General features: G+C 69.6%; 17 protein-coding genes. 8 read left to right on the top strand and 9 right to left on the bottom strand.

Features of this window, described 5'->3' with window-relative positions:
- Position 1: 1 nt before the first annotated feature.
- The gene (locus tag GBB76_RS06160; RefSeq protein ID WP_152302486.1) at positions 2-520 is read right to left on the bottom strand and encodes a histidine phosphatase family protein; all 519 of its coding nucleotides are present in this window, start codon (positions 518-520) and stop codon (positions 2-4) included.
- Positions 521-690: 170 nt separating this feature from the next.
- On the opposite strand from GBB76_RS06160, the gene GBB76_RS06155 reads away from it, so the two are divergent.
- Together GBB76_RS06155 and dksA are read left to right on the top strand one after the other, a co-directional pair.
- Positions 691-1,557 (top strand): MipA/OmpV family protein, encoded by an 867-nt coding sequence (locus GBB76_RS06155; RefSeq protein ID WP_152302485.1) that lies wholly within the window; start codon positions 691-693, stop codon positions 1,555-1,557.
- Between the two features lie 210 nt (positions 1,558-1,767).
- A complete protein-coding gene (dksA, locus tag GBB76_RS06150; protein WP_152302484.1) occupies positions 1,768-2,184 on the top strand; it encodes an RNA polymerase-binding protein DksA in 417 nt (138 codons plus the stop codon).
- 148 nt (positions 2,185-2,332) lie between these two features.
- Here dksA and GBB76_RS06145 read toward each other — a convergent pair whose 3' ends face one another.
- On the bottom strand, positions 2,333-3,475 hold the full coding sequence (locus GBB76_RS06145; protein WP_162375496.1) for a flagellar biosynthetic protein FliO: 1,143 nt from the start codon (positions 3,473-3,475) through the stop codon (positions 2,333-2,335).
- A gap of 246 nt (positions 3,476-3,721) precedes the next feature.
- On the opposite strand from GBB76_RS06145, the gene cckA reads away from it, so the two are divergent.
- From cckA to GBB76_RS06130, 3 genes are all read left to right on the top strand, one after another.
- A complete protein-coding gene (gene cckA / locus GBB76_RS06140) occupies positions 3,722-6,235 on the top strand; it encodes a cell cycle histidine kinase CckA (protein ID WP_152302482.1) in 2,514 nt (837 codons plus the stop codon).
- 32 nt (positions 6,236-6,267) lie between these two features.
- Positions 6,268-7,911: a glucose-6-phosphate isomerase gene (pgi, locus tag GBB76_RS06135; RefSeq protein ID WP_152302481.1), complete on the top strand. Its 1,644-nt coding sequence runs from the start codon at positions 6,268-6,270 to the stop codon at positions 7,909-7,911.
- 122 nt (positions 7,912-8,033) lie between these two features.
- On the top strand, positions 8,034-9,662 hold the full coding sequence (locus tag GBB76_RS06130; protein WP_152302480.1) for an alpha-D-glucose phosphate-specific phosphoglucomutase: 1,629 nt from the start codon (positions 8,034-8,036) through the stop codon (positions 9,660-9,662).
- A gap of 72 nt (positions 9,663-9,734) precedes the next feature.
- On the opposite strand, the gene GBB76_RS06125 is transcribed toward GBB76_RS06130, so the two are convergent.
- From GBB76_RS06125 to GBB76_RS06105, 5 genes are all read right to left on the bottom strand, one after another.
- On the bottom strand, positions 9,735-10,274 hold the full coding sequence (locus GBB76_RS06125) for a MarR family winged helix-turn-helix transcriptional regulator (protein WP_152302479.1): 540 nt from the start codon (positions 10,272-10,274) through the stop codon (positions 9,735-9,737).
- Between the two features lie 241 nt (positions 10,275-10,515).
- Positions 10,516-11,004 (bottom strand): DNA starvation/stationary phase protection protein Dps, encoded by a 489-nt coding sequence (dps, locus tag GBB76_RS06120; RefSeq protein ID WP_152302478.1) that lies wholly within the window; start codon positions 11,002-11,004, stop codon positions 10,516-10,518.
- Positions 11,005-11,156: 152 nt separating this feature from the next.
- Complete coding sequence (gene speB / locus GBB76_RS06115; RefSeq protein ID WP_152302477.1) at positions 11,157-12,110, bottom strand: agmatinase; 954 nt, start codon at positions 12,108-12,110, stop codon at positions 11,157-11,159.
- 144 nt (positions 12,111-12,254) lie between these two features.
- Positions 12,255-13,031 (bottom strand): creatininase, encoded by a 777-nt coding sequence (locus GBB76_RS06110; RefSeq protein WP_152302476.1) that lies wholly within the window; start codon positions 13,029-13,031, stop codon positions 12,255-12,257.
- A gap of 28 nt (positions 13,032-13,059) precedes the next feature.
- Entirely contained in the window at positions 13,060-13,785 is a 726-nt protein-coding gene (locus tag GBB76_RS06105) for an SDR family NAD(P)-dependent oxidoreductase (protein WP_152302475.1), read from the bottom strand.
- Between the two features lie 192 nt (positions 13,786-13,977).
- Between GBB76_RS06105 and GBB76_RS06100 the strand changes: the two genes are divergently transcribed.
- Positions 13,978-14,931: a LysR family transcriptional regulator gene (locus tag GBB76_RS06100; protein WP_152302474.1), complete on the top strand. Its 954-nt coding sequence runs from the start codon at positions 13,978-13,980 to the stop codon at positions 14,929-14,931.
- On the opposite strand, the gene GBB76_RS06095 is transcribed toward GBB76_RS06100, so the two are convergent.
- Both GBB76_RS06095 and GBB76_RS06090 read right to left on the bottom strand, forming a co-directional pair.
- On the bottom strand, positions 14,916-17,033 hold the full coding sequence (locus GBB76_RS06095) for a lipopolysaccharide biosynthesis protein (RefSeq protein WP_246669054.1): 2,118 nt from the start codon (positions 17,031-17,033) through the stop codon (positions 14,916-14,918). The two genes, GBB76_RS06100 and GBB76_RS06095, sit on opposite strands and share 16 nt — an antisense overlap.
- A 130-nt stretch (positions 17,034-17,163) precedes the next feature.
- Positions 17,164-18,480: a lipopolysaccharide biosynthesis protein gene (locus GBB76_RS06090; RefSeq protein ID WP_152302472.1), complete on the bottom strand. Its 1,317-nt coding sequence runs from the start codon at positions 18,478-18,480 to the stop codon at positions 17,164-17,166.
- Between the two features lie 102 nt (positions 18,481-18,582).
- Here GBB76_RS06090 and GBB76_RS06085 point away from each other — a divergent pair, with 102 nt between their 5' ends.
- Both GBB76_RS06085 and GBB76_RS06080 read left to right on the top strand, forming a co-directional pair.
- The gene (locus tag GBB76_RS06085) at positions 18,583-19,047 is read left to right on the top strand and encodes a hypothetical protein (protein WP_152302471.1); all 465 of its coding nucleotides are present in this window, start codon (positions 18,583-18,585) and stop codon (positions 19,045-19,047) included.
- 177 nt (positions 19,048-19,224) lie between these two features.
- Positions 19,225-20,067 (top strand): polysaccharide biosynthesis/export family protein, encoded by an 843-nt coding sequence (locus GBB76_RS06080; RefSeq protein WP_152302470.1) that lies wholly within the window; start codon positions 19,225-19,227, stop codon positions 20,065-20,067.
- Positions 20,068-20,091 lie beyond the last annotated feature (24 nt).

Genomic DNA, 20,091 nt, shown 5'->3' with positions numbered 1-20,091 from the left:
TCTACTCCTTGTCCTTCTCGACGCCGAGCGCGCGCGGCGTGACGAAGCGTTCGAGCGTGCCGCGCCCCGGGCGCAGATCCGCCCAGCGCTCGATGGGCACGTCGATGACGGCGAGCGCGCCGGTAGGGTACTTCGGCAGCACCTTGGCGCGCTGCTCGCGGCGCAGCAGCGCGGCGGCGAACGCCTCCATGCCGGGATTGTGCCCAAGGATGAGAAGCGGCGAGAACGCCTCCTGCCCGCGCACGAGCCCCAACAGGTGCTCCGACGGCGCTTCGTAGATGGCCTGCTCGTAGACGGGCTGGACATGGGTCGGCCAGCCGCGCGTGGCGATCTCCCAGGTCTCGAGGGTGCGCCGGGCCGGCGAGACCAGCGCGCGCGCCGGCAGCAGGGCCTCGTCCGCCATATAGGCGCCGATGGCCACAGCCCCGCGCCGGCCGCGCGCGGCGAGCGGACGCTCGATGTCGGGCACGCCCTCGGGCCAGTCGGACTTGGCGTGGCGGAGCAGCAGGAGGCGGAGCATGGGGGCAGCGTTCCGGTGAGCGGTTACGAACATATAGGCAGGCTCGCCCCGCATGCGAGCGGCGGGCTGCGTCGCTTGTGTGACACCAAATTCGTTAAGTGACTTTTCGGCAACCACAGGCAGCGTAGGGTACTGTATTGAATAACGACGTGGTTCACAGGATGGCGACAATGCGTGCAATCGGCTGGGCGGGTGTGGTGTTGGTCGCCGGGACGATGGGGCTGTCGACGTCGGCGGTTCGCGCCGCCGATCCCGCCTATGAAACCGATCCGACTTACGCCAAGGCGGAAGCGACCAATCGCGAATGGACGCTCACCCTGGGCGGCTACGTGATGGGGCAGCCCACCTGGTCCGGCTCCGACGAATACGAGTTCGGCTTCAAGCCGATCATCAGCGTCACCCGCGCCGACCGGCTGAGCCGCTTCTCCAGCTTCAATGACAACCCCAGCATCGCGCTGTGGGACACCGGCGTGTTCGAGGCCGGCGTCGTCGGCAAGTTCGACTGGAGCCGCGATTCGAGCAGCGCCCGCGCTCTGTGGGGCCTGAACGACGTCGACTATGCCTTCGAGGTCGGCGGCTACGCCCAGTGGTTCCCGGCCGACTGGCTGCGCCTGCGCGGCGAACTGCGCTACGGCTTCGGCGGCTTCGACGGCGTGGTGGCGGACATCGCGCTCGACGCCATCCATTTCAGCCCTGAACTGTGGGGCGCGACCTTCTCGGCCGGCCCGCGCATGACGCTGGCGAGCTCGGGCTACATCGACGCCTATTACGGGATTACCCCGTACGAATCGCTGAACGCCACCGCGCTCGGCAACCCGCTGGCGCCCTATCAGGCGGGTGGCGGCATCTATTCGGTGGGTTTCGGCGGTCAGGTGCTCAAGCGATTCACCGAAAACATCACCGGCTCGGTCTTCGCCGAGTACAAGTACCTGATGGACGCGGCGGCAGACAGCCCGCTCGTTGTGCAGAACGGCGACCGCAACCAGTTCCAGGCCGGCGTCTCGCTCTCCTACACCTTCTTCCTCGGCTTCGAATAACGGCCGTCCTTCGCGGGCGGCAGGCCTGTGCCCGCGTCCGGCACGGCGTTGCTGCGTCCTGGCGGGATGCCTCGAATCGGCGCGCAAGCTGCTGAAAAATCCAGCATTTCGTGTCGCGTTGATGACGCTGACAGATGTTGTGCCGGGCAAGGCGTGGCGATATAAGCTCCGCCCGACAGGGGTGCCCCCGCAACACGAGGACGAAGGCCGATGTCGATCGAGATCGACCAGGAGTACCGCCCCCGCGAGGACGAGCCTTTCATGAACGAGCGGCAGCGGGAGTATTTCCGCCAGAAGCTGCTGCAGTGGAAGGACGACATCCTGCGCGAGGCGAAAGAGACGCTGCAGCACCTTCAGGACGAAAACCAGAATCACCCCGACATCGCCGACCGTGCCTCTTCCGAGACCGACCGCGCGATCGAGCTCAGGGCGCGGGACCGCCAGCGCAAGCTGATCGCCAAGATCGACTCGGCGCTGGAGCGGATCGACGACGGCTCCTACGGCTATTGCGAGGAGACCGGCGAGCCGATCTCGCTCAAGCGCCTCGAAGCCCGGCCGATCGCCACGCTGTCGATCGAGGCCCAGGAGCGCCACGAGCGGCGCGAGCGCGTCTACCGCGACGATTGACGGCAGCCGGCTCGGTGCCCGGTGCGCGCTGTACGGGTTGAGTTGAAACGTCCTTGAATCGAAACGGCGATCTGCCACGCAGATCGCCGTTTTCTTTTGCTCGGATGATCGGGCGCGTGCGCGCCGCGCGCGGGCGGGACGTCCCCGGTCAGGGGCGCCGGCCGCGCCCAAGGAGATTCGCCATCTCCTCCTCGAACGGATCGGACGATTCCGCTGCCGGCTCGACGGGCGCGCGCAGTTCCGGCGCCCGCAGTTCCGGTGCGCGCGGCTCGGGCGCGCGGGCCTCCGGGATACGCGCTTCCGGGATACGCGGTTCGGGAATGCGGGCCTCGCCTGTCCGGACTTCGCCTGCCCGGATATCGGCGGCGCGGAACTCGGCGGCGCGGAAGTCGGTGCCGCGCAGGTCGGGTGCCGGCACGGCGGGCACCATCGGCGCGGCCTCGGCGGATTCCGTGCGCGGACGCTCCTCGGCGGCGCGAGGCGGGACGACCGGCGGGATCACGCGCTCGGCCTCGGCCGGTTCTGCGGCAGGGCTGCGCCGCACGGGCGCGATTTCGGGAGCGACGGGACGGCGCAGCGCCTCCTCCAGCTCATCGGCCATGCCGGCGAGCGAGGGGTCGAGCTTGGCCGACAGGCGCGGCGCCGGCTCGGCCGCGCGGGGCGGCGGGGCGGCGCGGCGGGGCGGCGGCGTGGGGGCGGGCGCCGGCTCAGTGATTTCCGGCGCCGGGGGAACCGCCGGCCGGCGGGACAGGGCGGCGGCGAGCTCGGCGTCGACCGTCATCTCGCGCGGCGGCAGCTGCGGCGGCTGTGGCGGGGTACGCGGCGCCACGGGCGCGGCAACCGGGGCGGGTGCCGGCGCCGTCGGGCGCTGCGGGGGCTCGGCCGGGCGGGCGGGCGCCATGCGCGGCTCGGGCGCAGGAGCGGCAGCCGGCGGCGGTGCCGCGCGCGGATCGCGGGCGACCGGCGCGGGTTCGCGCTGCGCGCGCGGGGCCTCGCCGACCGGCTCGCGCAGGCGGACGCTCGGAATGCCGCTCTCCACGAGGAAATCGCTGCCGCCGCCGAGAATGACCAGATGCTGGATCTCGTCGCGCTGGATCAGCACGAGGCGCCGATTCTCGTCGATCTGCACCTGGTCGATCACCGCCAGCCTATGGCCGGCGACAAGCCCGTGGTTGCGGTGGCCATGACCGCGGCGACCGATCAGCACGACCAGAATCGCCACCAGTGCCAGCACGGCCAGCACGGCGAGAGCCAGCCCAACCGGACCCAGTCCCGACATCATTTCCAACATGGCCACATCTCCGCCAAGCGCGGTCCGGGGGCGCATTGCCCTCCGGCCCGCCGGGTACACGTGCCTCCTTTGTGTCGCGGAAGGCCGCTTCCGGCAAGTCCCGGCGAAACGCGGGGCGCCGACGGGACTCGCGCGACGCGGATAAGCCCAATCGGCCCTTGCTCCCAGGGGCCGGGTCGGGCACCAAGAAGGCGAGGTTGAATCGCCCTCGCGCCGCTTCGGCCGCGCAGGGCTTCTGGCTAGGACATGGCGGACAGCGGACCCGACGATCCCACGCTCGACCGGCCCGAGATCGGCGGCAGCATCCGGCTGGTGCTGCTTGTCGCCCTCGCGCTCGTGGGCGCCGTCGTCTCGCTGCTGCTGCTCGGCCGCGACCGCGCCGACCCGTGGATCATCGGCCTGCTGACGGTGCTCGCCGTCGTCGGCGTGTTCGCGCTGTTCGCCTATGCCACCGGCCTGCTGCGCTTCGGCCTTCCGGACGCGCGCGACGAACTGGCCCGCCGCATCGTCGACAGCGCGCCGGACGGGGTGAGCATCGTCGACCCGCTGGGGCGGGTGCTGTACGCCAATCCGCGCTATTACGAGATCACCGGCGCCGCCTCGCCGCAGGAGGCGCGTCCTGTCGAACGCCTGTTCACCAGCGATCCTGATGCCTCAGAGGCGGTCTACCGGCTCGCGCAGGGCGTGCGCGAGGGCAAGACGCTGACCGAGGAAGTGCGTATCGCCGGTCCCGGCCAGCCGGTGCGCTGGCTCAAGCTCGGGGCGCGGCCGGCGGCCGGGGGCGGGCGCGGCCCACGGGCCGCCGTGTGGACGGTGAGCGACCTCACCCGCGAGCGCGAGCGGCAGGAGACCGCCTTCCTCGAGCTCCAGCACGCCATCGACTATCTCGACCACGCCCCGGCCGGCTTCTTCTCGGCGGCGGGCGGGGCGATCCACTATATCAACGCGACGCTGGTCGACTGGCTGGGCTACGACCTCGCCGAGTTCGGCCCCGGCGGACTCTCCGTCGCCGACATCGTGCCCGGCCCGGCGGCGGCGCTGCTGACCGGCATGGCGGCGCTGCCCGGCGGCGTGCGCACCGAGGTTCTCGACCTCGACCTGCGGCGCAAGAACGGTCAGACCCTGCCGGTGCGGATCTGGCACCGTGTCGCCTATGCCTCGGACGGCACGCCGGGCGCCTCGCGCACGCTGGTCGTCAACCGCTCGCGCGAGGACAACGCCGCCGATCCCGCCCGCGCCGCCGAGGTGCGCTTCGCCCGCTTCTTCCATAATTCGCCCGTCGCCATCGCCGAACTGGACGCGCAGGGGCGGATCGTGCGCGCCAACGCCATGTTCGCCCGCCTGTTCGGCGGCCGCGAGGGCGAGCGCCGGCGCCTCGTCGACGTGGTGACGGATGCGGCGCGGGTGCCGCTGGAAGCGGCCATCGCCGCCGCCGTGGTCGGTCAGGCGCCATCCGCGCCGGTCGATATCGGCCTCGACCGCGAGGGCGGGCGCTCGGCGCGCTTCTATTTCGCCTCGGTGGAGGAGGGCGGCGCCGCCCATGAGGCGGTCATCGTCTATGCGATCGAGACGACGGAGCAGCGCGCGCTGGAGGCGCAGTTCGCCCAGTCGCAGAAGATGCAGGCGGTCGGCCAGCTCGCCGGCGGCGTGGCGCACGACTTCAACAACGTGCTGACCGCCATCATCGGCTATTCCGACCTGCTGCTGGCCAATTCGCGCCCGACCGACCCGTCCTTCCAGGACGTGATGCAGATCAAGCAGAACGCCAACCGCGCGGCGGGCCTCGTGCGCCAGCTCCTCGCCTTCTCGCGCCGGCAGACGCTGCGCCCGCAGGTGCTGCGGCTCGGCGACGTGATGAGCGATCTCACCATGCTGCTGCGCCGCCTGCTCGGCGAGCGCGTGAAGCTGGAGGTGAAGGAGGAACGCGACCTCTGGCCGGTGAAGGCGGACCTGAACCAGTTCGAGCAGGTCATCGTCAACCTCGCGGTCAATGCCCGCGACGCCATGCCGGACGGCGGCACGCTGACCATCCGCACCGCCAATGTCACCGCCGCGCAGGCCGAGCAGTTCGTCGAGGCCGGGCTGCCGGCGGCGGATCATGTGCTGGTCGAAGTGGCGGACACCGGCACCGGCATTCCCCCGGCCATTCTCGACAAGATCTTCGAGCCCTTCTTCTCCACCAAGGAGGTCGGCAAGGGCACCGGCCTCGGCCTCTCCACCGTCTACGGCATCGTCAAGCAGACCGGCGGCACGCTGCAGGTGGAGAGCGAGCTGGGCGGCGGATCGGTCTTCCGCGTCTTCCTTCCGCGCCACATTCCCGACGCGGCCGAGCTGGCGCCGCGCGCCGCCGAGCCGGAGCCGGCGCCGAAGGCGACCGACCTCACCGGGCGCGGCACGCTGCTGCTGGTGGAAGACGAGGAGGCCGTGCGCGCCTTCGCCGCCCGGGCGCTGGTCTCGCGCGGCTACCAGGTGCTGGAGGCCGGCTCGGGCATCGAGGCGCTCGAGGTGATGGAGAAGCACGGCGGCGAGGTCGACCTGATCCTCTCCGACGTGGTGATGCCGGAGATGGACGGCCCGACGCTGCTGAAGGAGTTGCGCGGCACCCATCCCGACATCAAGGTGATATTCATGTCGGGTTATGCCGAGGAAGCCTTCGCCAAGAACCTGCCGGAGGGTGCGGATTTCGGCTTCCTGCCGAAGCCCTTCACCCTCAAGCAGCTGATCGAGGCGGTGAAGAAGAGCATGGGCCGCAGCGAATAGCGCGCGGTCGGCCACAGCGTCTGGAGAAACCGATGAACGCCGCGATCGAAGACGTCTTCAAGGCCCTGGCCGCCGACCGCGCTGCGCGCGCGCAGGAGAAGGTGGCGAGCCTGTTCGCCGCCGACCCCGACCGCTTCGCGGCATTCTCCGCCTCGTTCGAGGATATGCTGCTCGATTTCTCCAAATGCTCGCTGACCGCCGGCACGCTCGGCCTGTTGATCGATCTGGCCAAGGCCGCCGGCATCGAGGAGAAGCGCGCGGCGATGTTCGAGGGCGTGCATATCAACGTCACCGAGGACCGCGCGGTGCTGCACACGGCGCTGCGCGACCCCGGCGAGACGCCGCTGGTGGTCGACGGGCAGGACGTGCGCGCCGACGTCGCGGCGGTGCTCGACGCCATGACCGCCTTCGCCGAGGGCATCCGCTCGGGCGCGCTCAAGGGCTGGACCGGCAAGCCGATCACCGATGTGGTGAATATCGGCATCGGCGGCTCCGACCTCGGCCCCGTCATGGCCACCATCGCGCTGTCGCCCTATCACGACGGCCCGCGCGCCCATTACGTCTCCAATGTCGACGGCGCCCATCTCTACGACACGCTGAAGGATCTCGATCCGGCCTCGACGCTGATCATCGTCGCCTCCAAGACCTTCACCACGCAGGAGACGATGGCGAACGCCGCCAGCGCCCGGCACTGGATCGTCGAGGCGCTCGGCGAGGCTTCGGTGGCGAGCCACTTCGCCGCCGTCTCCACCGCGCTGGAGAAGGTCGCCGCCTTCGGCATAGCGCCGGACCGGGTGTTCGGCTTCTGGGACTGGGTCGGTGGGCGCTACTCGGTGTGGTCGGCCATCGGCCTGCCGGTCATGATCGCGGTCGGTTCGGCGCATTTCCGCCGCTTCCTCGCCGGCGGCCACGCGCTCGACACCCATTTCCGCACCGCGCCGCTGGAGAAGAACCTCCCCGTTCTGCTCGGGCTGATCGGCGTCTGGCACCGCGACGTCTCGGGCTACGCCACCCGCGCTGTGATCCCCTACGACCAGCACCTCGCCCGCCTGCCGGCCTATCTCCAGCAGCTCGACATGGAGAGCAACGGCAAGCATGTGACGCTCGACGGCGAACTCGTCGCCCGCGACACCGGCCCGGTGGTGTGGGGCGAGCCGGGCACCAATGGCCAGCACGCCTTCTTCCAGCTCATCCATCAGGGCACCAGCCCGATCCCGGTCGAGTTCCTCATCGCCGCGCATGGTCATGCCGAGGAAGAGGAGCCGGGGCTGAAGCGCCAGCACGCCATGCTGATCGCCAACTGTCTCGCCCAGTCCGAGGCGCTGATGCGCGGACGCACGCTGGAGGAGGCGAAGGCGCAGCTTCTCGCCGCCGGCCGCGACGAGGCGAGCGCCGCGAAGATCGCCCCCCATCGCGTCTTCACCGGCAGCCGCCCTTCCGTCACCATCGCCTATGACAAGCTCGATCCCTACACACTCGGCCGCCTGATCGCGCTCTATGAGCACCGCGTGTTCGTCGAGGGAGCGATCTGGAACATCAACAGCTTCGACCAGTGGGGCGTCGAGCTTGGCAAGGAACTCGCCAGCACGCTGCTGCCGGCGGTGGAGAGCGGCGTCGCACCGGAGAGCCTGTCCAGCTCGGCGGCCGGTTTGTTGCATCATCTGGTGGCGAAGTAGGCTTTCGACGTCACCCCGGACGCCGGCGCGGCCGGCGGTCCGGGAGCGCCTGCCCGTGCCTGCGCGATCCCGGATCGGCCCGCGGCCGTCCGGGATGACGATCCTAGGAGTTCGAGGAAACCATGATCCGCACCGTCGCCACCACGCCCTTCGACGGCCAGAAGCCGGGAACCTCCGGCCTGCGCAAGAAGGTGCCGGTCTTCCAGCAGCCGCACTATGTCGAGAACTTCGTCCAGTCGGTGTTCGACAGCCTGACGGACTTCGAGGGCGAGACGCTGGTCGTCGGCGGTGACGGCCGCTACTACAACCGCGAGGCCATCCAGACGGTGATCAGGATCGCCGCCGCCGCCGGCTTCGGCCGGGTGCTGGTGGGCAAGGGTGGCATCCTCTCGACGCCCGCCGCCTCTGCCGTCATCCGCAAGCATGGCGCCTTCGGTGGCCTCATTCTGTCGGCCAGCCACAATCCCGGCGGCGAGCACGGCGATTTCGGCATCAAGTACAATATCGGCAATGGCGGCCCAGCTCCCGAGCCGGTGACCGATGCGATCTTCGCGCGCTCGAAGGCGATCACGCAGTACCGCATCTCCGACGCGCCCGACGTCGATCTCGACACGCTCGGCCTCACCCGCGTCGAGGACATGGTGGTCGATGTCGTCGATCCGGTGGAGGACTATGCCGAGCTGATGGGGACGCTGTTCGACTTCGACGCGATCCGCGACCTGTTCGGCTCCGGCTTCACCATGCGCTTCGACGCGATGAGCGCGGTGACGGGCCCCTACGCCACCGCCATTCTGGAGGAGACGCTGGGCGCCGCGCCGGGCACGGTGGTACATGGCGAGCCGCTGCCCGATTTCGGCGGCCATCATCCCGACCCCAACCTCGTCCACGCCCACGACCTCTACGAGCGCGTGATGGCGCCGGATGGTCCGGAATTCGGCGCCGCCTCGGACGGCGACGGCGACCGCAACATGGTGGTCGGGCGCGGGCGCTTCGTCACGCCCTCGGACTCGCTCGCCATCATCGCCGCCAACGCCCATCTGGCGCCGGGCTACAGGGACGGCATCAAGGGCATCGCCCGTTCCATGCCGACCAGCGGCGCCGCCGACCGCGTGGCCGAGAAGCTCGGCGTCAAATGCTACGAGACGCCGACCGGCTGGAAGTTCTTCGGCAATCTGCTCGATGCCGGCCTCGCCACCGTCTGCGGCGAGGAGAGCTTCGGCACCGGCTCGAACCATGTGCGCGAGAAGGACGGCCTGTGGGCGGTGCTGATGTGGCTGAACATCATCGCCGTGCGCCGGCAGGGCGTCGCCGAAATCGTCGCCGGGCACTGGGCGGATTTCGGGCGCAACTACTACACCCGCCACGATTACGAGGAAGTCGATGCCGCCGCCGCCGACGCGCTGGTGGCCGATCTGCGCGCCCGGCTCGCCACGCTGCCGGGCACCGTGATCAACGGCCTCACCGTCGAGAAGGCGGACGATTTCGCCTATCACGACCCGGTCGACGGCTCGGTGACGACGAAGCAGGGCATCCGGGTGTTCTTCGCCGACGGCTCGCGCATCGTCTACCGGCTGTCCGGCACCGGCACGGCGGGGGCGACGCTGCGCGTCTATCTCGAACGCTTCGAGCCGGACGCCGCGCGCCACGACCTCGACACGCAGGACGCGCTGTCCGACCTCGTGGAGATTGCCCGCACCCTGCCGGATATCGAGGGCCGCACCGGGCGCAGCGCGCCGACCGTCATCACCTGAGGCGCGCGACAGGCCACATATAAGCAAAGGGCGGCCCGCAGGCCGCCCTTTTGACGTCGAACGGCCCGCGCTTCAGCGTAGCGAGCCGGTCCAGAGCATTTCGAGCCGTCGCAGCACGCTGAAGGCGATGCCGAGTTCATAGGCTTCCTGATCGTCGCGCCCGCTCTGGTGGTTGTCGTGCATGCCGCGAATGGCGTCGCACAGGCTCTGCGCCTTCGCGGTCAGGCGCAGGCGGGCCGAGCGGCGGTCGCGCAGCGAGGCCGAGCGGTGCACGTAATTGGCGTCGACAAGCTGCTTGAGATTGTAGGAGGCGTTGGAGCCGAGATAGTGGCCGCGCTCCAGCAGGTCGCGCACCGACAACTCGTCTTGGCCGATGGTGAACAGCAGCATGACCTGCGAGGGGCTGATGTCGTCGGTGCCGAGCCGGGTGAGTTCCACCCGCAGCAGGTCGAGGAAGCGCCGGTGCGCCCGCTCGATCAGCCGGGCGATCTCAAGATGCGTGACCGGGACCTGGGTGCCGGAGGAGTCGATGAAGGTGGAGACTGCCGAATAGGTCGGCCGCTGGGCGCCCGCCATTTCCTCCGCTGCGCCCTTCACATCCTTGCCAGCCATCCGCCTCGTCCTTGCGATTGGTCCTCGAACCTACAGCGTCGACCACAACATTGTCTGCGATTCTGTAGCAATTCAGTATGCCACGAACCTGTCGCGCTTTGCTGCGGTGCGATGCGGGAAGTGCCACAAAACGCGGAGATTGCACAAGGATTTCTGAGGCGATCCCCTAAACGAGGTAAAGAAGAAGAGTAGGGCGGCCGCGCTCCCGGCGCGGCTGCCCCCTCCGCGGGCGGCGCGGAGCCTAGTGCTTTTCCTGCAGATGCGCCTCGAGGAACCACAGCGCCTTGTCGAGCGAGCGCGAGGCGGCGGTGAAGATGTCGGCGGTGGTGGCGTCGCCGGCATCGTCGGATTCGTCGATCGCCTTGCGGACATTGTTCGCGACGGTACCGAAGCGCTCGATCAGCTCCTTGAGGTGATCGTGCACGGCGTGGATGTCGACCGGATAGGCCTTGAGCGGCGTCGCGCCGGCGACGACCTGCGTGGTGCCCAGCGCGGTGCCGCCGAGCTGGACCACGCGCTCGGCCATGGTGTCGTTGTGGTCGTCAAGCTCGGTGCGGAAGCCGTCCAGCATCTCGTGCACGGCGATGAACTGCGGGCCCTTGAGATTCCAGTGCGCCTGCTTCGTCGCCAGCGCGAGGTCGATGCCCGCGGCGAGATTGGCGTTGAGCAGTTCGATGGCGACCTTCTTCGCATTGGACGGGACGTTGTTCAGGGTCTTGAAGTCGCTCATGGCTGGTCCTCTGATGATGACGGCGCAAGGATAACCATTACGGCCGCACGGGCGATGCGGAATTGCATCCATGCGCAACAAATTGGCCGTATTGCACGACGTTCAAGTGGCGCTGGCGCCGGTATTCGGGGGCCGCGTCGCGGCCCTTGCCGTCAGCGCGACCGGCGCTCGACGACGCCGGCAAGGACGCACAGAAGCTCGAACATGATGGTCGCGCCGGTCAGTGCGGTGAGGCCCGAGGGGTCGAAGGGCGGGGCGACTTCCACCAGATCGGCGCCGATCAGGTCGAGCCCGTCCAGCAGACGCACCATGGCCTGCGCCTCGCGGGTGGAGAAGCCGCCGATTTCCGGCGTGCCGGTGCCGGGAGCCTGCGAGGGGTCGATGCCGTCAATGTCGAAGGTGACGTAGGTCGGCTTGTCGCCGACGATGGCGCGCGCTTCCGCCATCACGTCCTCGACCCCGCGCGCGATCAGTTCCTCGATGAACACGATGCGCACGCCGACCTCGCGCGCATAGTCGTAATTGCCGGCGTCCGAGATCGCCCCGCGCAGGCCGATCTGGATGAACCGCTTCGGGTCGACCAGCCCTTCCTCGATGGCGCGGCGGAACGGGGTTCCGTGGGTGTAGCGGGCGCCGTTGAAGAAGGTGTCGTAGGTGTCGGAATGGGCGTCGAACTGGATCAGCCCGACCGGGCCGTCCACTGCCAGCCCGCGCAGGATCGGCAGGCTGATCAGGTGGTCGCCGCCGGCGGTCAGAGGCAGGGCGCCCGCCGCCTTCACCCCGGCATAGTGGCCCGAGATGAGATCGAGCGAGCGCATCAGGTCGAACGGATCGGTGATGACATCGCCGCAATCGGCCACCCGGACGCGGTCATAGGGCGAGAGGCCGGTGACGTGATGCACGCGGCGCATCAGGCTCGACTGGTTGCGCAGTTCGCGCGGCCCGTGCCGGGTGCCCGCCCGGTTGGTGACGCCGAGGTCGAAGGGCAGGCCGAGAATCGCGATGTCCACCTCGGACGGCTCGGCCACCGGCAGGCGCATGAAGGTGGGAAGGCCCGCATAGCGCGGGATGCTGCCGGAATCGAGCGGTTCGAACTTGTCCGTCATGTCACTGCCTTGGCGGGCCTTCGTGCCCGTGCTGAAAAACGATGCCGGTGTCCCGGCCCGGCTGCGCCGCAGGCGGGGCGCCGTGTTTCTCTCCTGGGTCCCGGATCGGCGCCGCGCGTCGCGCGGCTTGTCCGGGAAACGGGATCACATCCCGAATTCCTTGCGGATGGCGGCGGAGATGCGGGTCACGTAGTCCTCCATCAGCCATTCGCCCTTCTCGGCGGTAGAGCCGATGGCGACCGCCAGCACGCCGGAGGGCGGCAGGCCGAAATCGGCCGGCACCGGGAAGCGGTCATAGGGCGGGAAGGTCGCCGGCCCGTCGTTCGGCGCCTTGTCCATCTCCACCAGCTCGGGCCGCAGCAGCAGCATGAGCGAGGTTTCGAGCAGGCTGGCATGTTCAAGGTCGATGCCGGGGAAACCGTCCGGGAACAGCCGGTCGAGCGTCGCGCGCCGGGCGAACTCCCAATATTCCAGCCGCATCACGTCGAAGCCGGTGATGCCGTCGCGGGCGATCTCGCGCAAGGCGAGGTCGAGCCCCTCGACGGACGGCCAGCAGTTCTCGTAATGGCCGTTCACCACGATGAGCCGGCGCACGCCCTGCCGCGCGAGGTTGCGGATGACGTCGCGCACCACCAGCGAAAAGGTGTGGGCGTCGAGGCTGAGCGTGCCGGGAAACACCTCGCCGCCGCCCGAGCGCGGCATCGACTTGCAGCCATAGTTCACCGTCGGCGCCACCAGCCCGCCGACCTCGCGGGCAACCCGCTCGCACACCCCGGTAGGCAGCACCACGTCGACATTGAGCGGCAGATGGGGCCCGTGCTGCTCGGTGGAGCCGAGCGGCAGCAGCACCGGCGCGCCAGCGGCGATCTTCGCCGCGAATTCCGGCCAGCTCAGTTCGTCGAGACGCACGCTGTCGACCATTCCGTTCCCCTGTTCCGTGTCTGTGCGGTCAGTGCATCGCCGCGCCGCCATCGACGCTGATGCACTGGCCGGTGATGAATCCGGTCGCGCGGCTGGCCAGGAAAAGCACCGCCTGCGCGACCTCCTCGGGCCGGCCGACGCGTCCCAACGGGTTGCCCGTCTCCAGCCGCTTGATGTCGTCGCTCAGATTGTCGAAATCGAGCAGCGGCGTGTCGACCGGCCCCGGCGCGATGGCGTTGACAAGCACATGCGGGCCCAGCTCGCGCGCCCAGGAGCGGGTGAGTGTGAGCACGGCGCCCTTGGTGCCGGCATAGCCGGAGAAGCCGGCACGGCCGAGATAGGCAAGCTCGGAGGCGATGTTGATGATGCGCCCGCGTATCGGCGGCTCGCCGCTGAAATGGCGCAGCGCCTCGCGCGCCATCAGGATCGGCCCGCGCACATTGACCGCCGCCATGCGCTCATAGGTGGCGATGTCGAAGCTGGCGAGCGGGGTCTCCACGCAGATGCCGGCGCAATTCACCACCACGTCGAGCCCGCCGAGTTCGCGCAGCGCTGCCTCCATGCCGCCGGCGACGGCGGCCTCGTCCGCGACATTGGTGAGGATGGTGGGCCAGGTCGTCGTCTGCTCGGGCGGGTGCAGGTCGAAGCCGACGACCTTGGCCCCGGCGGCGCTGAGCGCGTCGGCGCTGGCCCGGCCGATGCCGCTCGCCGCGCCGGTGACGATGACACGCAGTCCCTTGTGCGGCGCTACCATGAGCCTTCTCGCCGTTCGGCGCGCGCGTGGCGTTCGGAAGGGATCGGACGGCGCGGCACGAGCGACTCCTCAGATGGGCATCATCATGCTCCGACAAAGTCACTTCAAGGAAAATAGGATTTAGTGAAAGATTGCATCGGCAATCGTCGATACGAATCCAGCCCCGCCCGATCACGCTTCACGGATCCCCGCATGCGCCGCCTCGACAATATCGACCTGCGTCTCCTGCGCGTCTTCGTGGTGCTGGCGGAGGAGGGCGGCTTCCAGGACGCGCAGATCGCGCTGAACCTTTCGCAGTCGACGCTCTCCACCCATCTCGCCGCGCTGGAACGCAAGCTCGGCGGCCAGCTCTGCGAGCGCGGGCGGGCCGGCTTCCGGCTGACGCCGTTCGGCGACTCCACGCTCGCCGCCACCAAACGGCTGTTCGAGGACATCGAGGCGTTCCATGGCCGCGTCGGCCGCGACCAGCGCCGGCTGGTCGGCCGGCTGCGGGTCGGCATCGTCGACGGCGTGGTGACGAGCCCGCAGCTCGGGCTGCAGACCGCGCTGGCGCGCTACATGGACTATGCGTCCGAGGTGTTCGTCGATCTCGAACTCGGCACCCCGCTCGATCTTGAGCGCGCGCTGATGGACGGCGCCCGCGACGTGGTGGTCGGCCCGTTCTCGCAGAAGGTGCCGGGCATCACCTATGTGCCGCTGCACCGCGAGCCACAGGCGCTCTATTGCGGGCGCGGCCATCCGCTGTTCGATCTGCCGGCCGCCGAGATCGGCCATGCCCGCATCGAGGAGGCGCTGTTCTCCGTGCGCCGCTACCGCCATCTCGACGACCTGTACCGGGTGAACCATCCGCGCGCGAGCGGGGCGATCATGCAGATGGAGGCGCAGGTGATGATGATCCTGTCCGGCCGCTTCATCGGCTACCTGCCGCGCCACATCGGCGAGGACTGGGCGGGGCGGGGGCAGATGCGGGTGCTGCGGCCGGAGAGCTACGGCTTCGATTCCGTGCACTTCGCCGCCACGCGCCGGCTCAAGGGCGAGCAGCCCCTGGCCGATGCCTTCATCCGCGAACTGAAGGCGATGGCCCGCCAACTGCCCGAGCCGGCCCGCGCGCCGGAGGCCGCGCTCCCGGCTCAGGCCAGCCGGTAGATCCAGTCGGGCAGGATGTAGCGCCGGCCGACGAAGACGAAGCCGAGCGGCACGCCGCCATTGTCGATCACGCTGTCGCGCAGGGCGATGGCGGGCGCCTTGCGGGTCTTCTCGGCGCGCAGCATCAGCACGTTGCCGTCGACCAGCTCCTCGAAGCGGTGGCCGACCGCCTCGGCGTCGCGCGCCGTGCCGCAGACGACGATGGCCTCGAAGGTGGCGCCGAGTTCGTCCATCAGCCGGCGTGCCTCGGCGCTGGACAGGCGGATGTCGAGCAGGCGCGAGCGCGAGCGGTCGCGCAGCGTCCACAGCAGCGGAACCTCGCTCGGCGCCACCAGGAGCCCGCCGGTGTCGCGCGCCCCAAGGTCGCTGGCCGGCTCCGCCCCCGGCGCGGTGAGGTCGACGAAAAGCGTGCGCAGGCCGCGCTGGAGGGTGATCTCGGTGGCGACCCCGTGCGCCAGAGGCGCCAGCGCCTCGTCGGGATCGGGAACGAGGAACTGCATCCGGCGCAGTGGCGCCCCGTCCACCTCGGTGTCGAGCAGCAGCGCGGCGAGGCTGCCGACGTCCCGGTCGGCGTCGTTGTCGTCCTCGGCCCGGGAGAGGTTGCCGTACTCGCCGAGCATCGGCAGTTCCAGCCCGCGCTCGGCCTCGTGCGGCATGATGAAGGAGGTGCGCAGCGCCGCCGCGACCGCCCCGGCGGCAACGCCGAACAGAATGCCGCCGAGCAGGCCGGCGCCGAGCAGGGGCAGGCGCATGTTGCGGCTGGTGACGGCCGCGCCGGCGTCCTGCACGAGGCGCACGCTGGACTGGCGTTCGGTGGCGGCGGCTTCCTCGATCTGCGCGGCGGTGGCCCGGCGCAGATATTCGCGATAGCTCTCGTTGAGGGTGTCGCGCCGGCGGTTGAGTTCGACCAGCTCGGTCTCGGCGACGCGCAGTTCGGAGAGGCGCTTCTCGGCGACCTGCTGCTGGTCGGCGAGTTCCTTTTCCTGCTTGCCGAGCGCGTCCGCCTCGATGCGCAGCGACAGGATCATGTTGCTGAGATAGGCGATCGAGGGGTTACGCACGTCGCGCGTGGTCTGGTAGGCGCGCTGGTTGCGGGTGGCGATCTGCTGGCGCACCGTCTCGATCTTGCGGTTGATCTCGCGCATCATCGAGCCGTTGGGCGCGTACTGCATGGCGATGCGGTCGCGCTCGACCAGCAGGCGGCTGAGCAGGGCGTTGTCATCGTCGCCACCGGCCGAGTCGGCCGTCTGGCCGAAGTCGAACACCGTTTCCGGCTGCGCCTTGAGCTGGCGCTCCGCCTCGGTGATCTGGCTCGTTACCGCGACGCGGCGCTCGGCGACCTGCCGGCGGCGCTGCACCACCGCGTCGACCTGGTTGGCGGCGAGCACGGCGTCCTGGGTGAAGTCGATGATGCCGGTGCGGGCCTTGAGCAGTTCGACGGCGGAATCGGCCTCGTTCAGCTCGCGCTTGAAGCGGTCGACCTCCAGCCGCAGGAAGCGCGCGGTCGGGTTCTGCATGATGGCGCGCCGGCGCGCCAGGAAGACCTGCACCAGCTTGTCCGCCGTCTCCACGGCGAGGTCGCGGTCAGGCAGGGTGAAGGAGACGTCGATGACATTCGATCCGTCGCGCACGCTGACCCTGAGATCGGTGCGGAAGCGGGCGATGGCCCGGTCCATCGGGCCGGTGGTGCCGAACAGGTCGCGCAGCCGGGCCAGCGGACCGGGTGGGTAGAGCCGGTCGATGCCGATATCCTCGATCACCGCGCGGATGACGTCCGCGCTTTCGATGATCTGCACCTCGGATTCGACCTGCTTCAGCCCCTCGATGGAGAGCACCGCCGGGCCGCTGTCGGTGATGTTCTGCTGGTTCGTCACCTCGCGGCTGACGATGACCATCAGCAGGCTGGAGGCGGTGTACTCGGTCTTGGCCAGCGTCGCGGCGCCGACGCCGACGGCGATCGGGATGAGGCCGAAGAGGATGACGACGCGGATGTGGAAGAAGGCGGAGATGAGGAAGTCGCGGATCGTCAGCCCCGACGCCCAGCCGCCGGCGCCGACGGGGGGCGCCGGGCCGTCAAATTCGGCGGCTGGAGTGCCCGACATCGACATTACGCTTCCTCTGGCCGTAGCGGGCGGCGAGCGCCTCGATGCGTCCCGGGCCATGACGCACCATGCGAATTTGCCCGATTAGCCCTAATGACGGGTAAACGGGGCTTTCTATGGGTAAGCGCCGTCAGAACGCGCGCGGCATGAGGCGGCGTACCGCGATCGCCGTCCCGACGGCGCCCTGGACGATGACGAGCGCGCTCAGCACGGCGGCGCCGTTCATGCCGTAGAGCGGCACCAGCACCGCGCCGGCAAGGGTGCATACGAGAAGCTGGCCCGCATTGAGCCAGCGCAGCATGCCGCCATAGCCGGTCATCGCCAGCATGATGTCCTGGCAGGGCAGCAGGCAGTTGACCAGTTGCCCGAGGCTCATGATCACCAGCGCGGTCGCCGCGATCTCGAAGCCGGGCCCGATCAGCGAGAGCAGCGGGGCGGGGAAGATCATCATCACCGCCAGCGGCGGCAGGCCGCACAGCGCCACCAGCAGCCGGGCGCGGCGGTTCTGCGCGCGCAGCGCCTCCCACTCGCCGAGCCGGTGCAGCGCGGCGAAGCGCGGCGCGGAAATGGCGCCGATGGAGATGATCACCACCCAGATCAGCATGGAGAGCCGGCTCGCCACGCTGAAGGCGCCGACCTCCGCCGCCGTGGCGAAGGCGGCGAGCAGAAGCAGCGGCACGGAGTTGAGCGACACCTGCACCACCTCGACGATGCCGAGCGGCAGCGCCGTGCGCCACAGCGCGGGCAGGGCGGCGGCCGCGGCGACGGCGTCCGGGTCGACCTCGACATCCTCAGGCTTGGGCGCGGCGACCTGAGCGCCGCGCGGGATCAGCGCGAGGCCGATCAGCGCCGAGGCGAGGTTCGATGCCGCCAGCGCGTAGAGCATGCCGTCGAGCGAATGCACGCCGGCGAGCATGGCGAGCAGCGCGAAGGACGGCCAGGCGGCGTTCTGCACCCACTGGCCGGCGACGCTGCGCCCGTGCCCGAACAGCACGTTGGCGATGTAGACGCACAGCGCCTGCGGAATGATGGTCGCCGCGCCGATGAGCAGCGGGCGCACAAGGTCCGGGTCGCCGAAGACATGGAGCGAGGCGGGCTGCGCCAGCGCCAGCGTCGCGAGCGTGGCGGCGATGCTGCCGAGCACGGTCCAGCCGAAGCCGGTAAGCATGGAAGCCCGCGCTTGGGCGAGGTGGCCGAGCGCCAGATCGCCGGCGATATGGCGCACCACCGCCTTTTCGAAGCCGGCGCGGGCGATGGTGGAGGCCAGCCCGACCCAGGTCATGCACAGGAAGTAGAGGCCCGCCTCATGCGCGCCGAGGATGCGGGCGGCCAGCATGTACAGGCCGAGCTTGGCGACCAGCTCGACCCCGCGCGCCACCAGCCCACCGGCATAGGGGCCGTAAATGGCGATCATCCGCCGCAGCTCGGGAAGGCGCACCTTGCTCATGCCGTGCAACCGGATCGCGGTGTCGCGCGAGACAGGCGCCGGTCGCCGTGGCATATGCGGCACCTGTGCCACCGGGCGAGTCGCTGAGGGGACATCACTGGCATGAACCATGGTCGCCGCGCCGCCGCAAGGGCCCGCCGCGCCGCCTCCGGGCGGGGCATGGCGTCCGGGCTGGCCGGTGCGGCGCTGCAAGGGGCGCTGCTTGGGGTTTTTCTCGCCGTGCCGGGAGCGGGCCCGGCGTCGGCGCAGGCCGGGATCAGCGACCTGCCGGCCTCGGAGATCGACCCGCTGATCGATCCCGCGCCCTTCGACGGCCGCCTCGCCATACGCGACTATCTGCGCGCGGTCCTGCCGCCGCGCTGGTGGGCGAACGAGCCGCAATTCTCGCTCGGCGCCTATGCCGTCACCATCCATCCGCCGGACGACTGGGACGGCAATCCGACCTCGGCGGTCATGCGCTTCTGCCCGCCGAGCTACAGCGTGCTGTGGACCAAGCTCGACCGCATCGAGCTGCGGCCCTTCTACCGCAACGCGCCGCGCGCCGGGGTGACCTGCCGGAAGGGCTGAGGGACGCTCGAAAAGGCGTTCGATATCAGTGCGTTAACCATTAAACCTTCCATTAACCGCGTTCCTTTAGGTTTCACGCGTCGCGAACCCGTTCCCGCGTGCCGATTCCCTTCGGCGCGGGGAGGTGGTGTTCCCAGGATTCGCGGGCCGGCCGGAAGTCATTCGGGAGCCGATGTAATGCGTAGACGCCTGAGCGGTGACGGTCGGGTCGCCATGTCCAACCCGTCGCCTGTGCGCGGCGTGGCGGGCCTGCGCGTGCCGGTCCTCCTGCTCGCCGGGCTTGCGCTCGCGGGCTGCCAGACCAGTCGCGACACGACCGGCTCCATCGGCCGTCCGGCCCCGGCGGGCGACGCCTTCACCACCGGCCAGGAATTGCGCTTCACCGAGGTCAATCCGACCGGATTCCGCCCGTGGAGCAGCCAGATGCCGCCCTACCGGCTGGGGGCCGGCGACAAGCTGAAGATCAAGTACTTCCTGACCCGCGAGATGGACGAGGAACTCGTCGTCGCGCCCGACGGCACCGTCGCCCCGCGCGCCATCGGCCAGCTCAAGGTCGAGGGGCTGACGCTCGCCGGCACGCAGGAAGTGGTGCGCCGCGCCTCCAAGGTGGAGCTTGCCGACCAGAAGGTGGTCATCTCGCTCGAGGACGCGGTGTCGGCCAAGGTCTATATCGGCGGCATGGTCGAGAAGCCGGGCCCGTACAATCTCGCCCAGATGCGCAACGGCACGCTGCAGAGCATCCTCACGGCCGGCGGCTTCACCGAGGAGGCGCGCACCGGGCAGGTGGCGATCATCCGGCGCGGGCCGGACAACCTGCCGATGCTGCGCCTGATCAACGTGCAGGACATCGTCGAGACCGGCTTCACGCTCGACGACGTGCAACTGGCCGCCGGCGACATCATCTATGTGCCGCGCAGCTCGGTCTCCGAGCTCAATGTCTGGATCGACCAGTTCATCAACAAGGTTGTGCCCTTCCAGCGCACCTTCAACTATACGCTGGGCACGCAGAGCGTGAACTGAGGGCCCGGCGGGCAGGCGAGGAGC

Origin of the sequence: Ancylobacter sp. TS-1, from assembly GCF_009223885.1 — a bacterium.
Classification (GTDB): Bacteria; Pseudomonadota; Alphaproteobacteria; order Rhizobiales; family Xanthobacteraceae; genus Ancylobacter.
Note: the sequence above shows the minus strand (reverse complement) of the source record. Positions and strands in the feature narration are given on the sequence as shown.

Bases quoted from the DNA above. Each gene is read 5' to 3' on its own strand.
- GBB76_RS06095 (WP_246669054.1), bottom strand. From the start codon at position 17,033: ATGTCGGGCACTCCAGCCGCCGAATTTGACGGCCCGGCGCCCCCCGTC.
- GBB76_RS06110 (WP_152302476.1), bottom strand. From the start codon at position 13,031: ATGGTCGACAGCGTGCGTCTCGACGAACTGAGCTGGCCGGAATTCGCG.
- dps (WP_152302478.1), bottom strand. From the start codon at position 11,004: ATGAGCGACTTCAAGACCCTGAACAACGTCCCGTCCAATGCGAAGAAG.
- speB (WP_152302477.1), bottom strand. From the start codon at position 12,110: ATGACGGACAAGTTCGAACCGCTCGATTCCGGCAGCATCCCGCGCTAT.
- GBB76_RS06090 (WP_152302472.1), bottom strand. From the start codon at position 18,480: ATGAGCAAGGTGCGCCTTCCCGAGCTGCGGCGGATGATCGCCATTTAC.
- GBB76_RS06155 (WP_152302485.1), top strand. From the start codon at position 691: ATGCGTGCAATCGGCTGGGCGGGTGTGGTGTTGGTCGCCGGGACGATG.
- GBB76_RS06080 (WP_152302470.1), top strand. From the start codon at position 19,225: ATGCGTAGACGCCTGAGCGGTGACGGTCGGGTCGCCATGTCCAACCCG.
- GBB76_RS06145 (WP_162375496.1), bottom strand. From the start codon at position 3,475: ATGTTGGAAATGATGTCGGGACTGGGTCCGGTTGGGCTGGCTCTCGCC.
- cckA (WP_152302482.1), top strand. From the start codon at position 3,722: ATGGCGGACAGCGGACCCGACGATCCCACGCTCGACCGGCCCGAGATC.
- GBB76_RS06105 (WP_152302475.1), bottom strand. From the start codon at position 13,785: ATGGTAGCGCCGCACAAGGGACTGCGTGTCATCGTCACCGGCGCGGCG.
- dksA (WP_152302484.1), top strand. From the start codon at position 1,768: ATGTCGATCGAGATCGACCAGGAGTACCGCCCCCGCGAGGACGAGCCT.
- GBB76_RS06085 (WP_152302471.1), top strand. From the start codon at position 18,583: ATGAACCATGGTCGCCGCGCCGCCGCAAGGGCCCGCCGCGCCGCCTCC.
- GBB76_RS06160 (WP_152302486.1), bottom strand. From the start codon at position 520: ATGCTCCGCCTCCTGCTGCTCCGCCACGCCAAGTCCGACTGGCCCGAG.
- GBB76_RS06130 (WP_152302480.1), top strand. From the start codon at position 8,034: ATGATCCGCACCGTCGCCACCACGCCCTTCGACGGCCAGAAGCCGGGA.
- pgi (WP_152302481.1), top strand. From the start codon at position 6,268: ATGAACGCCGCGATCGAAGACGTCTTCAAGGCCCTGGCCGCCGACCGC.
- GBB76_RS06125 (WP_152302479.1), bottom strand. From the start codon at position 10,274: ATGGCTGGCAAGGATGTGAAGGGCGCAGCGGAGGAAATGGCGGGCGCC.
- GBB76_RS06100 (WP_152302474.1), top strand. From the start codon at position 13,978: ATGCGCCGCCTCGACAATATCGACCTGCGTCTCCTGCGCGTCTTCGTG.